The 16,898-nt window shown below is 37.1% G+C and carries 26 protein-coding genes and 1 riboswitch; of the genes, 18 read left to right on the top strand and 8 right to left on the bottom strand.

Annotated elements, in window-relative coordinates; genetic code table 11:
* Positions 1-59: 59 nt before the first annotated feature.
* Complete coding sequence (locus BV906_RS02675; protein WP_087971918.1) at positions 60-1,157, bottom strand: M24 family metallopeptidase; 1,098 nt, start codon at positions 1,155-1,157, stop codon at positions 60-62.
* Between the two features lie 210 nt (positions 1,158-1,367).
* Here BV906_RS02675 and BV906_RS02670 point away from each other — a divergent pair, with 210 nt between their 5' ends.
* From BV906_RS02670 to BV906_RS02645, 6 genes are all read left to right on the top strand, one after another.
* The gene (locus tag BV906_RS02670) at positions 1,368-1,880 is read left to right on the top strand and encodes a DUF4178 domain-containing protein (protein WP_087971917.1); all 513 of its coding nucleotides are present in this window, start codon (positions 1,368-1,370) and stop codon (positions 1,878-1,880) included.
* A gap of 29 nt (positions 1,881-1,909) precedes the next feature.
* Complete coding sequence (locus tag BV906_RS02665) at positions 1,910-2,575, top strand: PspA/IM30 family protein (RefSeq protein WP_087971916.1); 666 nt, start codon at positions 1,910-1,912, stop codon at positions 2,573-2,575.
* Between the two features lie 137 nt (positions 2,576-2,712).
* Positions 2,713-3,360 (top strand): DUF4247 domain-containing protein, encoded by a 648-nt coding sequence (locus tag BV906_RS02660; RefSeq protein ID WP_087971915.1) that lies wholly within the window; start codon positions 2,713-2,715, stop codon positions 3,358-3,360.
* 14 nt (positions 3,361-3,374) lie between these two features.
* Complete coding sequence (locus tag BV906_RS02655) at positions 3,375-3,770, top strand: DUF350 domain-containing protein (RefSeq protein WP_087971914.1); 396 nt, start codon at positions 3,375-3,377, stop codon at positions 3,768-3,770.
* Between the two features lie 79 nt (positions 3,771-3,849).
* Complete coding sequence (locus tag BV906_RS02650) at positions 3,850-5,403, top strand: polyamine aminopropyltransferase (RefSeq protein ID WP_087971913.1); 1,554 nt, start codon at positions 3,850-3,852, stop codon at positions 5,401-5,403.
* 113 nt (positions 5,404-5,516) lie between these two features.
* A complete protein-coding gene (locus tag BV906_RS02645; RefSeq protein ID WP_087971912.1) occupies positions 5,517-6,197 on the top strand; it encodes a metal-dependent hydrolase in 681 nt (226 codons plus the stop codon).
* A gap of 32 nt (positions 6,198-6,229) precedes the next feature.
* Here the strand turns inward: BV906_RS02645 and BV906_RS02640 are convergent, their stop codons facing one another.
* The 3 genes from BV906_RS02640 to BV906_RS02635 form a co-directional block, all read right to left on the bottom strand.
* The gene (locus tag BV906_RS02640) at positions 6,230-6,631 is read right to left on the bottom strand and encodes a hypothetical protein (protein ID WP_140321944.1); all 402 of its coding nucleotides are present in this window, start codon (positions 6,629-6,631) and stop codon (positions 6,230-6,232) included.
* A complete protein-coding gene (locus BV906_RS19315) occupies positions 6,603-6,764 on the bottom strand; it encodes a hypothetical protein (protein WP_176330245.1) in 162 nt (53 codons plus the stop codon). The genes BV906_RS02640 and BV906_RS19315 overlap by 29 nt, the downstream gene beginning before the upstream one ends.
* A gap of 291 nt (positions 6,765-7,055) precedes the next feature.
* On the bottom strand, positions 7,056-7,214 hold the full coding sequence (locus BV906_RS02635) for a GspE/PulE/PilB domain-containing protein (RefSeq protein WP_342744332.1): 159 nt from the start codon (positions 7,212-7,214) through the stop codon (positions 7,056-7,058).
* Between the two features lie 188 nt (positions 7,215-7,402).
* Between BV906_RS02635 and BV906_RS02630 the strand changes: the two genes are divergently transcribed.
* From BV906_RS02630 to BV906_RS02590, 11 genes are all read left to right on the top strand, one after another.
* A complete protein-coding gene (locus BV906_RS02630; RefSeq protein WP_087971910.1) occupies positions 7,403-8,449 on the top strand; it encodes a type IV pilus twitching motility protein PilT in 1,047 nt (348 codons plus the stop codon).
* Positions 8,446-8,628, top strand: coding sequence for a hypothetical protein (locus BV906_RS19695; RefSeq protein ID WP_245843799.1), 183 nt, complete (start codon positions 8,446-8,448; stop codon positions 8,626-8,628). Before BV906_RS02630 ends, BV906_RS19695 begins: the two co-directional genes overlap by 4 nt.
* Positions 8,629-8,673: 45 nt before the next feature.
* Positions 8,674-8,838 (top strand): type II secretion system F family protein, encoded by a 165-nt coding sequence (locus BV906_RS19690; RefSeq protein ID WP_245843798.1) that lies wholly within the window; start codon positions 8,674-8,676, stop codon positions 8,836-8,838.
* Positions 8,839-8,912: 74 nt separating this feature from the next.
* Positions 8,913-8,996, top strand: a riboswitch (cyclic di-GMP riboswitch).
* An 82-nt stretch (positions 8,997-9,078) separates the two neighbouring features.
* Positions 9,079-9,153, top strand: coding sequence for a prepilin-type N-terminal cleavage/methylation domain-containing protein (locus BV906_RS19685; protein ID WP_245843849.1), 75 nt, complete (start codon positions 9,079-9,081; stop codon positions 9,151-9,153).
* Positions 9,150-9,446, top strand: a complete 297-nt coding sequence (locus tag BV906_RS02620; protein WP_245843797.1) for a hypothetical protein — start codon at positions 9,150-9,152, stop codon at positions 9,444-9,446. The genes BV906_RS19685 and BV906_RS02620 overlap by 4 nt, the downstream gene beginning before the upstream one ends.
* Before the next feature lie 95 nt (positions 9,447-9,541).
* Positions 9,542-10,297: a prepilin peptidase gene (locus BV906_RS02615; RefSeq protein ID WP_087971909.1), complete on the top strand. Its 756-nt coding sequence runs from the start codon at positions 9,542-9,544 to the stop codon at positions 10,295-10,297.
* 12 nt (positions 10,298-10,309) lie between these two features.
* Positions 10,310-11,218: a type IV pilus biogenesis protein PilM gene (gene pilM / locus BV906_RS02610; RefSeq protein ID WP_087971908.1), complete on the top strand. Its 909-nt coding sequence runs from the start codon at positions 10,310-10,312 to the stop codon at positions 11,216-11,218.
* Positions 11,219-11,230: 12 nt separating this feature from the next.
* Entirely contained in the window at positions 11,231-11,773 is a 543-nt protein-coding gene (locus BV906_RS02605) for a hypothetical protein (protein ID WP_087971907.1), read from the top strand.
* A complete protein-coding gene (locus BV906_RS02600) occupies positions 11,766-12,302 on the top strand; it encodes a hypothetical protein (RefSeq protein WP_087971906.1) in 537 nt (178 codons plus the stop codon). The genes BV906_RS02605 and BV906_RS02600 overlap by 8 nt, the downstream gene beginning before the upstream one ends.
* An 88-nt stretch (positions 12,303-12,390) precedes the next feature.
* On the top strand, positions 12,391-12,618 hold the full coding sequence (locus tag BV906_RS02595) for a hypothetical protein (protein WP_087971905.1): 228 nt from the start codon (positions 12,391-12,393) through the stop codon (positions 12,616-12,618).
* Positions 12,619-12,690: 72 nt separating this feature from the next.
* On the top strand, positions 12,691-13,998 hold the full coding sequence (locus BV906_RS02590) for a DRTGG domain-containing protein (protein ID WP_087971904.1): 1,308 nt from the start codon (positions 12,691-12,693) through the stop codon (positions 13,996-13,998).
* Between the two features lie 120 nt (positions 13,999-14,118).
* Here BV906_RS02590 and BV906_RS02585 read toward each other — a convergent pair whose 3' ends face one another.
* Positions 14,119-14,415: a YtpI family protein gene (locus tag BV906_RS02585; RefSeq protein WP_087971903.1), complete on the bottom strand. Its 297-nt coding sequence runs from the start codon at positions 14,413-14,415 to the stop codon at positions 14,119-14,121.
* A 125-nt stretch (positions 14,416-14,540) separates the two neighbouring features.
* On the opposite strand from BV906_RS02585, the gene BV906_RS02580 reads away from it, so the two are divergent.
* Positions 14,541-15,491 carry a DHH family phosphoesterase gene (locus BV906_RS02580; RefSeq protein ID WP_087971902.1) on the top strand — a complete coding sequence of 317 codons (951 nt, stop codon included), beginning with the start codon at positions 14,541-14,543 and terminating at the stop codon, positions 15,489-15,491.
* Between the two features lie 47 nt (positions 15,492-15,538).
* Here the strand turns inward: BV906_RS02580 and BV906_RS02575 are convergent, their stop codons facing one another.
* The 3 genes from BV906_RS02575 to ytrH form a co-directional block, all read right to left on the bottom strand.
* Entirely contained in the window at positions 15,539-15,736 is a 198-nt protein-coding gene (locus BV906_RS02575; protein WP_087971901.1) for a YtzJ family protein, read from the bottom strand.
* 191 nt (positions 15,737-15,927) lie between these two features.
* Positions 15,928-16,431, bottom strand: a complete 504-nt coding sequence (ytrI, locus tag BV906_RS02570) for a sporulation membrane protein YtrI (protein ID WP_087971900.1) — start codon at positions 16,429-16,431, stop codon at positions 15,928-15,930.
* Positions 16,431-16,763, bottom strand: a complete 333-nt coding sequence (ytrH, locus tag BV906_RS02565) for a sporulation membrane protein YtrH (RefSeq protein WP_087971899.1) — start codon at positions 16,761-16,763, stop codon at positions 16,431-16,433. Before ytrH ends, ytrI begins: the two co-directional genes overlap by 1 nt.
* Positions 16,764-16,898 lie beyond the last annotated feature (135 nt).

The following is a 16,898-nucleotide window of genomic DNA, read 5'->3' as shown; positions in this document are numbered from 1 at the left end:
ACAACTCTTTTCGATAGGATGAGTAACGGTAGTCCTACTATTTAAGAAAATAGCCTTTACTATTCCACAATTTGTAAGTCTTTAGGGTAGGAGGTTAATATTTCGGCTCCTTTATCGGTCATAAAAATCATATCCTCGATTCTTACGCCGCCAGTGTTTGGTACATAAATACCCGGTTCAATTGTATAGCACATGCCGGGTTTAAGTGGTATTTCATTATTGCCGTGCATCGATGGATATTCATGTGTTTCAATTCCTAGACCGTGTCCAACTCGGTGGGTAAAAAATTCACCATAGCCTGCTTTTTCAATAATCTCGCGTGCTGCCTTATCTACCTTTCCTACAGGTGTATTTAGAATAGACACATCAATTGCATTTTTCTCTGCAGCAAGTACTGTGTCATAGATTATTCTTTGCTCATCTGTGATCGATTGGAATGCAACCGTTCTTGTAATGTCGGAACAATAGCCTTCATAAATAACACCAAGATCAAATAGGACGAGATCGCCCGGAGTAATTTTCTTGTTTGTTGGTGTACCATGTGGAGAAGCTGTTTTCGTTCCAGTAAGTGCCATTGTATTAAAAGACATTTCCTGTACACCCTGTTTTTTTAGCTCATATTCTATCTTAGCAATCAATTCTAGCTCGGTAACCCCTTCAGCAATTGCATTTACACCTGTTTCCACACCAAAGTCAGCAAGTTTAGCCGCCTGTTTTAATAAGGTATACTCTTGCTTGCTTTTTACAACACGCAGGTTAGCAAGGATTTCCTTTGCATTGAAAATAGATGTTGTCGGTAATATTCGTTTGATAGCTTCAAACCGCTCCAATGTCATATGATCATGTTCCAATGCTATTGATTGTGGTACTTTCTTATGTTTACTTAAATAGTCGTGGAATAATTGCCATGGATCTTCATGGTCATAATAGCTGATAATGTCGCCGGACCAGCCGCAAGCTTTAGCATCTTCTACTTCCATTTTCGGAACGATTAGTACTGGATCTATTTTATTACTGACATAAACTCCAATCACACGTTCATGTGGATCTGTATAATAATGGCTTAAGTAATAAAAGTTAGACTTGGACGTAATCAGTGCACTATCCAAGTTGTTTTTCGTTAGTTCTTTAGATAAATTCTCTATTCGAGAGTTCATACGTGTTCACCTCTTCAATATATATTATAATAAGTATAACAAAGGTTAGAAAACCTGGCATTTGCCAAACCTTTAACGAAAGTCTTAATTGTACTTATGCTGAAAGAAATATGAGATTATCTTAAAATATTTGCATTGTATCTGAAACCTTTTACGTGATTAATCCGTAATACTAATGAACAGGAAAAAGAAAGCTATTGAGGTGAACATATGGGTCTGTTTTCTAATATTTTTTCTAAAAAGGAAAAAAATAAACCTGAAGTAAAAGAAAGAACGCCACTATCCATCAAGGTTGGTGACATCATTACATACGACCTTAGAGATTTTGAGGTGGTAGGCAAAATCACTTATCGCGATGGAAACTATGAGTGGTTTGGGTATCAGTTGTTAGAAGGAAATGATACAGTATGGTTGTCAGCAGAAATGGATGATGAACTTGAACTTGGTATCTATAAGAAGATTCAATTGCCAGTCTCTACGCCATATCCAAAGCAGTTAACTTATGAAAATAAGACCTATTATCTGGAAGAGGAAGGAACTGCGAGGGTACTAGGGGAAGGCAGAAGTGCGAATGTAAATGGTTCCGAGAGTCACTATGCTGAATATGCGGTTGAAGGCGAAAATAATTCCATTAGTCTTGAATCGTGGGGGACAGAGATTGAAGCAAGTATTGGATATCCAATTGAATCATATGAGATTAAAATTTTAGCAGGTTCTATTTAAGTGAAACAACAAAATTAGGAGGAGATAATATGTTTAAATTTTTTGGTCGAGTAAAAACTGTAGTAAGTTCAGAATTAAATTCCATGCTGGATAAGGCGGAAGATCCGGTAAAAATGCTAGAACAGTATATGCGTGATATGTCTGAAGATATTCGTGAGGTGGAAGCATCTGTTGCAAAACAAATTGCAAACGAGAAAATGCTGAAACGGAAAGCAAACGATGCACTTGCATTGGTTGATAAAAGACAAAAGCAAGCTGAACAGGCTATTGAAGCAGGGAATGACGATTTAGCAAGACGTGCCCTGGAAGACAAAAAAGATCATGATTTAACTGCAACGGCATTAAATGAATCATGGGAACGTGCGAAAAGCGATGCAGATATGCTCCGTACGAAATTGGATGAAATGAAAAAAGAATATCAAGAAATGAATTTGAAAAAGGATTCATTGAAAGCACGTGCAGAATCGGCAAAAACAAGAACAAAAATGAATCGCACTATGTCTTCCATTGGAAATGATGCTTCCAAGCAAGGATTTGAACGTATGGAAGAAAAAGTCATGCAGTTCGAAGCGGAAGCTGAAACGAGTGAAGATCTATCACAAGCAAGTCGCACATTAGATGATGAATTTGAAGATTTATCGAAAAATGATGTAGATGATGAGCTAGCTAAATTAAAAGAGAAGATGGGGAAATAATAGAAAGAAAAGAAACGGAATAAGGAGCAGTAATTACTGCTCCTTATTTTCCTAAATAAAACTCTGATTCTGTATAATCAACATTTAATAGGGTCCTCTATTAAATGAGTTTCACTTTACCTGAGAGGGGGATCCAATTGCAAAAAAAATGGATAGCACTTATTGGCATATTATTTACGATACTAATATTAAGCGCATGTTCTTCTGATAGAGGTATGAGTCAAGAAATTAGAATTACCGCAGACGATGTTCCACCTGAACCAACACAGGATGAACTAACATCTTCCATCCAGGGGAGTCCAAGCAATCAAATTGATGCAATTATTGCAGCAAGCTTTCCATTGATGGATACTGTTTCTGATGATTCAGGTACTACATCTAAAATTTACGCAACAACCGAGTTCAATCTTGAAGAGCTTGCAAAGGTAATTACTTCCACTATCGAACCAGACGAAACAAGTGAAGTGGTAGATGAACAGCAAATTTTTATCTATCCGGATTATTTTGTGACATTGAAACCAAGTGAAGATGATGCAGACGTATTATTAATCGAGGTGGCAAGTGAAGCATTTGTAAAAAGAAATTATGCACCAAGTTTTTTAAGTACATACTTTACCATACGGATGCTGGACAGTTTACTTGGAAATAATTGGAGCAGCAATAGAACACAAGCCTGTCAAACAGGAGGCTGTTATGGAGGATATACTGGTAAACCATCCGGTGCAAGTACTGGAACACGTGGGAGGTCAACCTTCCGTGGTGGTGGCCCTGGAGCAGGTAAATAAGGAGGATGATTTGAATGGAACCATTTATAGCAACCGTTGCTTATTTTATTATATCAATCATAATCGTTTTGATTGGTTTAGTTATTTTTGAAAATTTAACCCGTAAGTATAAGGATATGGAAGAAGTTAAAAACGGAAACATTGCAGTTGCCTTATCGATTGCAGGTAAAATCATCGGTATTTGTATCATTCTTGCATTTGCTATTTATCATAGCTTCTTTATTTATGAAACGTTAATATGGGGTGCATTTGGTGTTGCCCTGCAAATGGTTGCCTATTTATTATTTGATTTGCTCACACGGAAGTTTTCGGTGGAAGAGCAGTTAAAAAATAATAATGTGGCAGTTGGTATTATGTCGATGAGTGTATCGATTGGTTTAGCATTTGTCATTGGTGCATCCATTACATAATGGAAAATGAAGGAGGTCCCTGAGCCTATGTCTCGGCCGCCTTTATTTTTTTTGATGCTTAATAGACGGAGTGGGGAAAATGAATGAAGAAGCGAAAAGAAAGAGTAATATAATATATTGGTCTTCTGGTATTGTATCGATCTGTGGAATTATCTTTGAAGTATTGTTTGGTGCTTTAGGTTCTTACATATTAGGAGATGGAATTACTCAATATACGTTAACGATCTCTTTATTTTTAACAGGGATGGGAATCGGTGCAAGTTTCAGTGAGAAAGTAATGAAACATTTAATCCTGGCTTTCATCTGGATTGAGTTTGGGGTTGCCATTATTGGTGGATTCTCAAGCTTTACGATGTTTGGGATCACAGCCTTTGCACCACCTGGAACAGATGCTATATTCTTGTATACCATCACTATTCTAGTTGGGGCCTTAACAGGTTTTGAACTACCAATCCTTATCCGTAAAGCAAATGAGATTGGCGTAGAGTTAAATAGAAGTACTGCACGTGTATTGTTCTCCGATTATGCCGGTGGGTTAATTGGCGGATTATTATTTGCGTTTTATCTACGTCCACAGTTAGGAATGGTAAAATCTGCATTTTTAGTCGGTTGTATAAATGTTACGGTAGCACTCATCGTCTTATGGTTATTTCGTAAAGAAATCCGCCATTTTGCGGTACATGCTGTCATTGGTCTCGGTATTTTTATCGTATTAATGATTGGTTTCTTTTTTGGGGAGGCGACAGCATTTAGTTTTGAACAAAAATTGTACAAAGACCCGATTATGCACATGGAAACCAGCCGTTATCAAAAACTTATTCTAACGCAGGACAGGGATGATGATGTTCGCCTTTATTTAGATGGCTCCCTACAGTTTAGTTCAATGGACGAACATCGCTATCATGAGGTACTTATTCATCCAACTATTGGCTATGCAGAAAAACACGAAAATGTGCTAATTCTTGGTGGTGGCGATGGAATTGCAGCAAAGGAAGTTCTTAAATATGACGATGTTGAGAAACTAACGCTCGTTGATTTAGACCCGGCAGTTGTAGAACTGGCAAATACGAATAAGGAATTATTAAAATTGAATGAGGGCTCGTTGAAAAATGATAAAGTCGAAGTGAAAAATATGGATGCTTTTGAATTCTTGGAAGAAACTGATGAGTGGTTTGATGTAATTATTGTCGATTTGCCTGATCCGAACAATGAGAGCTTAAACAAGCTTTATACGAAAGAGTTCTATTCCTTGGTCAGGAATCATTTAGTTCCAGGTGGTGCAGCAATGATCCAAGCGACAAGTCCGGTATTTGCTACAGAAGTATATTGGACGATTTCTGAAACCATTGAGGCAACAGGACTGTATACAGAGAACTTTCATGTCGATGTTCCAAGCTTCGGTAATTGGGGCTTTGTAATGGCCAGTCGTGATCCAATTGACTTGAGTAAAGTTGATATTAGCGTGCCAACCCGATTTTTAACAACGGATCTACTTCCCAGTTTAGTTAGTTTTGGCAAAGATGAGGATGGCAAAATAGAGAATTCTGATGGTGGGTTCAGTGAATTGAAACCCAATACATTAATTGACCCACATTTAATTCAGATTTATGAAAAATCATGGGAAAACTATTAACATATTTGCAACTGTGAATGGATGACTTTTAGAAAAGTCTCTAAAAGGGTAAAGGATTAATACAGGATTTGTCGAATAGATAGAATAAACACTTTTTAAAGGGAGAGGTTAAATTGAAAATATCTTATCATGGACATTCGGTTGTAAAGGTTGTAACAGATAGTCATACCATTTTAATTGATCCATTTATTTCGGGTAATAAAGCATGTGATATTGATGCTGCTTCAGTGGAGACGGATGTAATTTTACTGACACATGCACATAATGACCATGTTGGGGACACATTTGATATTGCCAAGAGAAATAACGCACTTGTTGTTGCACCAAATGAATTAGCGAATTACTTAGGGTCGAAAGGTTTACAAGTGCACCCAATGCATATCGGTGGCGCACATGAATTTGATTTCGGAACCGTTAAGTACACACAAGCATTTCACGGTTCTTCCTACACAGAAGAAGACGGGACAATGATTTATGGTGGAATGCCAGGTGGAATACTTCTAACAGTTGAAGGAAAAACCATTTATCATGTTGGAGATACGGCATTATTTACGGATTTGAAAATGTATGGTGAAATGCATGATATCGAAGTGGCTTTCATCCCGATTGGTGATAACTTCACAATGGGACCTAAAGACGCAATTACAGCAGCAGATTGGATTAACGCGAAAATCTCTGTTCCGGTACATTACAATACATTTCCGGTGATTGAGCAGGACCCGAAAGCATGGGCAGAGAAGGTTAAAACAGGTGAGGGTAGAGCTATGGAGATTGGGGAAGCGTTAGATATTTAATGAAAGCGTGGATGTGATTACATCCACGCTTTTTATAATTGTATTTCTTCTTCACAGCTACTTAAAATATCGTTCATATTAGTTACTTTACATGTTTTGCCCGTAATATCTATATTTGCATTATTTTTGATTTTAGTATTCTGTACATATAAATTCCCGTGAACCTTTATAGTTGCGTGATTAGCGACTTCAAGGGTATTTATTACATACAAATCACCGAATACTTCTAATGTATTAAAATTCTTGATATAAAACCCATCTAAAAAGGCAGCGTTTTTATGGAAGATATAGATAGAGTTACACTTTGCGTTATTTGAGTTCCCATTATCTTTAATATCTACTTTTTCTTTAAATTTAGTGTTTTCTTCAAAGGTACAATTATAAATATCAATACCATCTTGAAAATCAACAGGCGGTGTGGATTTTATCTTCATTTGTTTTGGTAACATTAACAACATGTTCGTTGTTCACATTAGATATAGATGTTTTTAATGAGAATATATTATTATTTTCATCTTTTGCTTCTAGTTCAAAAGATAATGGTTTTTCTGTATTCGTATAAGTCAAGCAATTTTCTTCAGCGTTTCCATTTTCTACTTGGCTAAAAGTATAGGTGATATCATCATAAGGAACACAAATTTAAGTTTCGCCATTATTAAACTGCGAACGAATTTCTGCAATTGCAACATTAATTTCCTGATTCAAATGAATATAATTACTTGCATTACATTCCCCAATAACATCTGAATAATAACCGTCGAAGAAAGAGCAATTACCACCGCAAACAAACTAAGAGCAGCCAACAACTCTTCCAATGTCAGTCCTTTTTCGTGCTTAAATTGTCGAAATTTTATTTTTTTACATCCCATTAAATGGTATAATAGTAGCGATTGTTAGAGTATTGTCCTGTAACTTCAGAGGCATTATAAGATTCTCCTGCGCCATTTCCTTTGTTACAAACCCAAGCACATCTTCCTCGATTGGATAGCGGTATAAGGACACATGCGGAATACCCAATTGAAACTCCAGGACTTCGATAAGCTGTTGTTCGGTTATAAAACCATGCTCAACAGCAGATTTTCGTAACTATGCAAAAGAACAGGGGATGGACTTTCTGATTCAAGATGGTTTGAGAAAAGTGAAATCAGGGCTAACAACAATAGATAAAATATGCAAGTATCCATAAATGTATAGGGTGAATTGAGATGAAAAGGAAATTTGAAAAGTGGTTAACAGACGCATTTGAAAAAAATGCATCGGATGTACATTTAGCTGTCGGAAAAGCACCGACTTTTCGTATTAATGGAAACTTAGTCGAAGAGGATTTACCAAAACTCGCTCCGGCTGATACAAGACAGATTGTTCGATTAATTTTATCCGAAGAGCAACGGGACATCCTCCATACAAAACGGGAATTGGATTTTTCCTATGGTATCCATGGTGTGTCAAGATTCCGTATGAATGCCTTCTACCAGCGTGGCGAGCTATCATTTGCAATCCGTATCATACCGGCCGGAATTCCGTCGATCGAGCAGCTGAAATTACCGCAGATTACAAAGGAAATGGTGCATTACCCACAAGGTCTGATCCTTGTTACCGGTCCAACAGGCAGTGGGAAAAGTACGACACAGGCTGCTATGATTGATTACATAAACCAGACAATGCGTAAGCATATCATTACATTGGAGGACCCAATCGAATATATGTATACACATAATCAATCGATTATCGATCAACGCGAAGTTGGTTTTGATACGAATAATTTTGTTAATGGACTTCGGGCAAGTCTTCGTCAAGATCCAGATGTTATTCTAGTTGGAGAAATGCGTGACCTGGAGACAATCTCAACAGCAATTACGGCAGCTGAGAAGGGACACTTAGTATTTGGGACATTACATACGACAGATGCCGTTTCAACAATTGAGCGAATGATTGATGTTTTCCCTTCCGATCAGCAAGGACAAATACGAATCCAACTATCATCTATTCTAAAGGCGGTCATATCCCAACGGTTACTTGTTACAAAGAATCGTATGGAACGACGGGTTGCAACAGAAATATTGATCAATTCGTCTGCCGTTAAAAATTTGATTCGCAATGAAAAGCTCCATCAGATTCAAAATGTGCTCCAAACATCGAAAGACCAAGGGATGCATACACTGGAAATGGATTTGAAGCGACTGATCAGTGAAAATGATATCGACTTTGAAACTGCTGTTCCGTTTATGCAGGGAGGAGTTTCTAGGCGATGAACTTCCAATATAGTGGTCGAAGAATCTCTGGTCAGAAAATCAAAGGAAAAATAGAAGCTAATACGAAAAATATGGCACTTGCGGAGCTTGAACGGGATGGCTTGATCATTTTCAACTCGATGAAACAAAGGGATTCATTAACGAAACCAATGAAAGAACACTGGGCATTCCTGCATTGATTGTACAAATGATCCATAGGTGAAAAAACAGGTATATTAGACCATATGCTTAGGAAAGCAGCCGATTTCTATGAAGATGAGGTCGAACAGCTGTCAAATCGAATTAAAACATTGATAGAACCACTACTGATCATCATTCTGACAGTAATGGTTGGGAGTATTGTCATGGCAATCGTTTTACCGATGTTTAGTATGTTTGAAAGTATCTAGTAATTTTGTTTATCTTTTTAGTAAATAATGGTAGAAATATGGTGAAGAATGTAATATAATAATTGGTATATAGGTAAAAGGTAGGATATATTGATAAAGTACCTCTACATGGGCACTTGGGTAATTTGGAGTAAGTAGTGCAACCGGCCGACTGGAATTAATAGAAATTAAAATTAAGGAAGGCGGAGTTGTTATGTTACAGAGATTCAAGAAGATGTTGAAGAAGAGAAAGGTTTTACATTGGTAGAGCTATTAGCAGTTATTGTTATTTTGGGAATTATTTTGGCGATTGGGTTCCGGCAATTGGGAATGTGATTGGTAAATCTGAAAAAGACGCAAAACAAGCAAATATTGATTTAATAGTCAATGCTGCAAAATTAGCTGATGTAAATGGAGATTTTGGTACAGTTTCTGAGTCTGGTGGTAAAATTACCATTATGGAATCAAAAACCATGACAGTAGACGACCTAATGAAGGCTGGATACTTAGATGAAATACCGGTAATACCTGGGGATGATACCGAGGATTATAGTAGTGGTGAAGTTACTAAAGATACTGATGGAACAATATCGTATACAAGTGATGTTGGAAAACCAACAACTGATTAATAAATTTTTATAATCTTTATCAACGCCTTGCACATGTGTTGCAGGGCGTTTCTTCAGAAAAATGAAAAAATATATTATTAAGGAGCTCAATACAAATGACCATACCCCTAGCAATCCTATTCTTCCTCCTAGGCCTAATCTTCGGCTCATTCTACAATGTTGTCGGATTACGCCTCCCACAAAATATACCCTTCGCAAATGACCGTTCGATCTGTCCACATTGCAAGCATCAATTAACATGGTATGAAAATATCCCCTTATTTTCTTTCCTGATTCAACGTGGAAAATGTAACCATTGCAAAAAAAGCATTTCATACATCTACCCAACCATTGAGCTTCTCACAGGTGTTTTATTTGCATTAAGTTATTACATCATCGGCTTTCAATTAGAGTTAATTACGGCATTACTTTTAGTTTCCATGCTAATGATCATACTAGTATCAGACATCAATTATATGCTGATTCCAAATAAGGTGCTTTTGTTCTTTTTGCCATTTTTTATTCTAATGAGAGTTGTCGTACCACTCGATCCTTGGGGGTCAGCACTTATTGGTGCTATAATTGGTTTTGGTATTATCTTTATCATTATTTTAGTCAGCCGAGGCGGTATGGGGGCAGGCGATATGAAACTTTTCGGTGTACTTGGGATTGTGCTTGGTACCGAAAAAATTTTATTGGCCTTCTTTCTATCATGTGTGATCGGTTCGGTTATTGGTGCGGTTCTAATTTTATTTAAGTTAATCAAAAGAAAGCAGCCGGTGCCATTCGGACCATATATCGTCGTAGCGGCAATCATTACCTATTTTTATGGGGATTCATTAATTAATTGGTACTTTAATCTACTTATATAAGCGGGTGACAACATGGGGATTATGAATAATGGAAGAGTCAACATGGTAATAACAAATAAGATCTTACGATACAGCTATCATAAAAACAATACGGTCGTTGGGATGGTTATCCATGGGGAAGTGGAATTGCCGGATGGGACCATTAAAGATGGAATGATTGAAAATCAAGGTGTTTTTATTGAGGTTGTTAATGAGCTTGTCCATGAACATAAATGGAAACGGAAGAAGTTGTTTTTTGCAATGCCAGATGATACGGTCGTTATTCGCCAATTACAGGTTCCAAAAGCATTAACAAAGGAAGAAGCGGCAGGATATGTAAAAACACAAATTGGTAATAGTTTTTATTTACCCTTCTCCAATCCAGCAATTGCACTCGAATTTCTTGAGATAAAAAATGAGAAACATAATAATTTACTTTTATTTGCATACCCGAAAGATAAGGTCTCAACTTTTGAGGAAGCATTTATTAAAGCAGGATTGAAGCCAATGGCAGCAGATTTGACGTCATTATCAGTGTATCGTTATTACTATTTAACAAAGCAGCAAGAAATAAATCGTGTATTACTGATTCATTGGAATAAGGATGCATTAATTTTAACAGCTTTCCAGAATCATAAGGCCATTTTCTCGAGATATATGAAAGTGAATCCAATTTTAAACGATGGGGAAGAGTCTGTACAACCATTAATTGGTGAATATATTATTGAAATCAATCGTATTATCGATTTTTATCATTATTCAATAACAAAGGGTGAGTCACAGATTAATCAGTTGCTTCTTTCAGGAGATTTTCCATATCTTCATGTTGTTAAGTCCAATCTGTCCGAATCAGTAACATTACCAATCCATAGCTTTGAAAAGGAAGAACTAACAGCGAAGTATGTTGATGTTCTTGGCTTGGCACTAAAGAAGGATTTGTAAGGGGGGAGAAGCATGAACACAGAGATTAATTTTCTTGAAAAAGAACCAAATAAAAACAGTGCTTTTATCGCCCTTGGAACTATTTTCGTATTGCTTCTGCTCCTTGCTGTTAGTGCACTGTTATTCCAAAAAAATAATTATGATAATCAACTAAGTTCTCTTGCAAATGAACGGTTTCAAGTAGAGTCAGTTCTTATAGAGCAACAAAATACACATGGAACTGAAAGGCAGCTTGAACGGTTGCAGGAGGAATTGCTCTTATTGGAAAGTGAAATGCTTCCGGCGATGGAATTGTATCATGACATCGTCGGATTGCTTTCCAGATCAGAGCAGTTGATGACATATGACATGGGGGCAGAGAATCAAATTATCATGGATGCTGCTTTTCCATCGTTGAACGAAGTTGCTGTATATATGTCTTTGCTTACAGAACAAGATTATATTCAGGATATACAACTTACTAGTACGGTGAAAATGGAAGATTTCTATGAAGCGACCTTAACCCTAACCATGGCAGGCGGTTTAGTAGTAGAGGGGTTTGCAGCAAATGATTAAACATTGGAATCAAAACCATACATATATTGCTATTGGTATTGTTGTAGCGATTCTACTAATCTACGGAATTACCTATTTAAATTTGATCAAACCATTACAGGCGGAAACGAAGGCAATCGAGACGGAGATATCAATGTATGAAAAGCAACTGCAAAATATTAAAAATGGTATGGAAGAAGAAGTTAGTGATGATTTGAAAAATACAGTTGCTAAAATACCAGAAAGTAAATCAACGGATACAATTTTAACTGAAATGCAAGAAATTGCTGTGAATGCTAATGTAAGTATTGAGTATATCGGTGTAAGTGGTGAAATAACGGTACAGCAAGAAGGAGAGGAAGAAAGCTCTATCATCAAAGAAAACAGCTATACACTGGATGCAACAGCAGCAGACCTCGACGCCATTCATATATTTTTGGATGGAGTCAAAAAAAGTGAGCGTCTCCTGCGTTTAGACGCCATTAACATGGAGCAATCAGAAAGTGATATATACCTAACAATTACATTTACAGCATTTCATGCAGGATAGCTAACATTGTGGCTGTCCTTTTACTTTGCAAAAAAAGTTCTTATGTTACATTTCCCTTCATAAATTTAAAAGTAGAGGGGGGATATCGATGCGTCATTATGCCATTTTGCGATTATTATTAGCTGGCTTTTTCCTATATATCGCCTGGCCTATCATTCCATATGCAACGACAAACACAGAATTAATTTTCTGGGGAGGTTGGCTTGCGTTTCTGTTGCTTGTTGTCGGTGCCAACTTTGCAACGCTTTTACAAATGACAAGGCCACCAGTAATGGAACAGGAAGAATATAACGGGAGGAGTCGTGATTTTCATTGAGTTTCACCCATTTCAACTGTATAATAATTACTATTAAGTGATATAGTACAGTTGAAAGCTGGTGAAATAAAAATGGCTACCAAGCATGAGCAAATAATACAGCATATTATCTCATTGTCAGTTGGCAGTAAAATATCTGTAAGACAAATTGCAAAGGACTTGAATGTAAGTGACGGGACGGCATATCGCGCGATAAAAGAGGCGGAGAATCAAGGAATCGTAAGCACGATTGAACGTGTTGGTACAATACGTATTGAACGTAAGAAAAAAGAGAACATTGAGCAGCTTACATTTGCTGAAATTGTAAATATTATTGATGGACAAGTATTAGGTGGCAGTGATGGTCTTCATAAAACATTAAGTAAATTTGTCATTGGTGCGATGCAGTTGGATGCCATGATGCGTTATACACAGGCGAATTCCCTGCTTATTGTTGGGAACCGGTATAAAGCACATGAATTAGCATTGAACGCAGGTGCAGCTGTGCTGATCACTGGTGGATTTGACACAGAGGAGCATATTAAGAAACTCGCAGATGAACAAAAACTGCCAATTATTTCGACGAGCTACGATTCATATACGGTTGCAGCCATGATTAATCGGGCAATATATGATCAACTAATCAAGAAAGAAATTGTTTTTGTAGGGGATATCGCAACATCATTTGAAGCGTCGCATTTTTTGAGAGTGAAAGATACGATTGCCAAGTGGTATGAGCTTAATGAGAAATCGTCTCACTCGCGTTTTCCGGTAGTCGATAATAAATTACGTGTTGTCGGAATGGTTTCCTCGAAAGATATTGTTGGTAAAGATCGGGAAATCGCGATTGAACGTGTGATGAGTAAGAATCCACAAGTTGTACAGGCAAGGACATCACTTGCATCTGTTGCACATACAATGGTTTGGGAAGGAATTGAACTGGTTCCTGTTGTTGACCAGGCGCATCACCTACAAGGGGTTGTTTCCAGACAGGATGTATTGAAGGCAATGCAGCAAATTCAAAGGCAACCACAGGTTGGTGAGACAATTGATGATATTATCACAAGCAATCTGGAAGAAAGCAGTGATGATGAATCCGTCTTTGAATCGAAAGTAATCCCACAGATGACCAACCAATTAGGTACATTATCCAATGGTGTGTTTACATCATTGATAACGGAGGCAAGTAATAGATTACTGATGAAGGTGAAAAAAGCAGACATCACAATAGAAAATCTGACCGTTTATTTCACAAAGCCGGTCCAGATCGACAGCATGCTGCTCATTAAACCTAGACTGCTTGATGTCGGAAGGTTATATGCGAAAATTGATGTGGAAGTGTTCAATGAAAATCAACTTGTTGGTAAAGGATTAATTTTGGCACAACTGATCAATCGTTAATAGGTTGTTTAAAAAGTCCGGTAAAAATGACACTTCGAATTTGGTAGGAATTCTTGCTTTTCCGTTGCGATAATCAATTTAAAAAAGAAATCGGCGAGTTATTCGCCGATTTCTTTTTACCTACTCATTCGGGTTTAGCCTGCGCCATTCATTGCGATAATGTCTTGCCTCTTTAAAACCTCTATACATTTGAAGTGCGCCAAAGAGTACGATAATCAGACAGATGAACAATGCGAGCTGTGTTTTGTAAAAGATATATTGATTGATACCGAAAAATAAAAGGAATGTTCCGAGACATAGTCGGGCTTTTCCGTTAAAATACTTTTGAGTAAGTTCATCATTGCTTTTAAGAATGGCAACCTTATAATAAATATATAGCACTGCAGTAATAACAATGACAATCGGGAATATAACCATCTAATCTCTCCTAATTTCGTTCGTTTGTGTTAGTATATCATCTTAGAAATCCATCCTTAATTGTAACTGCTTTTTACATAGATATCCAGAAATAAAAAGAAAATTAATAGAGTAGGGGTAAAATAATGGAAGTAAAGCAAATTTTAGATACGATAAAAGAGTACGATACAATAATCATTCATCGCCATGTAAGACCTGATCCAGATGCAATCGGGTCACAGACAGGTCTGCGAGAAATACTTAAAGTTTCCTTTCCAGATAAACAAATTTATGCTGTTGGTGAAGAAGAGCCATCGTTGACATTTCTAAGTCGAATGGATGTAATAGAGGATTTCGTCTATCAGCATGCACTTGTTATTGTTTGTGACACGGCAAATATTGCCCGAATTGATGATGGGCGATACAGCCTGGGGGATAAACTAATTAAGATTGATCATCATCCAAATGTGGATCCCTACGGAGATATAAGCTGGATAGATACAAATGCAAGTTCGGTTAGTGAAATGATTTTTGAGATGTATGATACTGCTAAAGAAGATGGATTAAAAATGAATGATGAAGCAGCACGATTACTGTATGCAGGCATTGTTGGGGATACGGGAAGATTTATGTATCCTAGTACACGTAAGGAAACTTTTCAATATGCTGCAGAGCTTGTAACTTATCATTTTGACCGTCCAGCTTTATATAAAGAGCTATACAGTGTAGAAGATAAGATTACCAGAATGAGCGGCTATATACTGCAACAATTTAACTTGCATCCATCTGGACTGTGCACTATTAAACTGACGAAAGAAATACTGGAAAAGTTTGCTGTGACTGCAAATGAATCCGCACAGCTTGTCAATGTAATCAGTAATGTGAAGGGTATTAAAGCATGGGTATTTTTCATTGAGGAGGATGATCAAATACGTGTGCGACTGCGTTCCAAAGGTCCGGTTATTAATGGAATAGCGGTCATTCATAATGGTGGTGGACATCCACTTGCCTCTGGTGCAACCGTCTACTCATGGGAAGAAGTGGATAAAATGACAAAAGAGCTTCAACAAGTATGTTTGACATATAAAGATCAATAAATAAAATAGTGATGATTTCTATTCAGAAATCATCACTATTTTATTTATCAACTAGTTTTGCTAGTCGTTTTCGGGATAAACCAGCATCCAGAAGTCGTCTCGTCACACTCAACATGTAAGCCTTCTTTTTCAATTGCCCTTTTCATTAGCCGAATAAGTTCATCTTCTTCGGCGAAAGCATTTTGGCCTTTTTTTAGATGTTCAATCTTATCATCGCGCATTCTTCTTAGATTGATGGGTAACATGGAATGGACTCCCTTCAATAAAGTTTTATTAAAAACTGGACGTTCATAAAGTCTACGTCACACCTATACGGGTAGCAGCATCTTTAATTGGATTATTTATATAATAAACAGACTATTAACTTTATTTCCAATTATATACTACTTTCAACATAAAATCCATATTTTTTCAGAAATGTCAAGAACCTCCTGGGCTAGCTGGACAACTTTGGGATAACGCTTATTTTCAGTTCTGGGGAAATATAAAGTTTATTTATTTCAAAATAATAGGTGACATCTTCAATGGTAAACCCTTTATTTTCAATTGCTGATATGAGCAGTTGGTCACTTTTGTTAATAACTTCTATTTCTTGGCCTACTAGATGGTTCACTTCTTCAATAATCAATTCCTCAAGCTGAATTTCAATTAAACGGTCTATTTTTAGTTGCTCACCTTCATGAATAGTAATCGAAATGGAACTGACTGATAATGGTTCCTGCGATTTTTCATCCAAATCTTCTTTATCTTTTAGTAAAGCCTCATTTTGAATTTTTAATTCCCGTAATTCGGAGGCTAGTTCCATGTTCTCTGTTAAACGTTCTTCATACATGGTCCCATACATATATATCAGGATGAAGTAGGAGATAATGCTACCGAAGAAAGCTCCGACAAAAAACCGCTGCCATGTTGAATTTCTATGATAGGGTGGGATATGCATCAGGATACCTCCCTTTGCAGAAACCAATCAATAAGTATGATACCTACTTTCACCCCGCCCATTGCCGAAAGGATAAGCAGTGCTTGTTTGAAGATATCAATGGTTGAACCATCAAGTAATCCTTTTTCAAAATTGGCAATCGCATCAAATGTGCCACCGATTGCTGCGATAATTGCCCAAATTCGCAGTCTGTCAGCAATGCGTCCCATGGAAGTTAATGGTGCATCACCGGTTGCGAAATCTCCAATACTCCCAATGAAAGATCCACCGATAATAACTCCGAGAGCAATAAAAAAACAATGGATAAATGCTGCAAAAAAACGTTCCTCCATAACATATGCACTCCTTCTAAGGCATGCTACTCCTACATTCTATGAGAAAGAGGGACATGTTATGATAGGAATAGAAGCTAATGCGTATGCATGTTCTGAATTCACTGCTATAATAACTGTTAGAGGATGTTCAAA

Origin of the sequence: Oceanobacillus rekensis, assembly GCF_002153375.1 — a bacterium.
Lineage (GTDB): Bacteria > Bacillota > Bacilli > Bacillales > Amphibacillaceae > Oceanobacillus > Oceanobacillus rekensis.
This window is presented reverse-complemented; position numbering and strand designations above follow the sequence as displayed.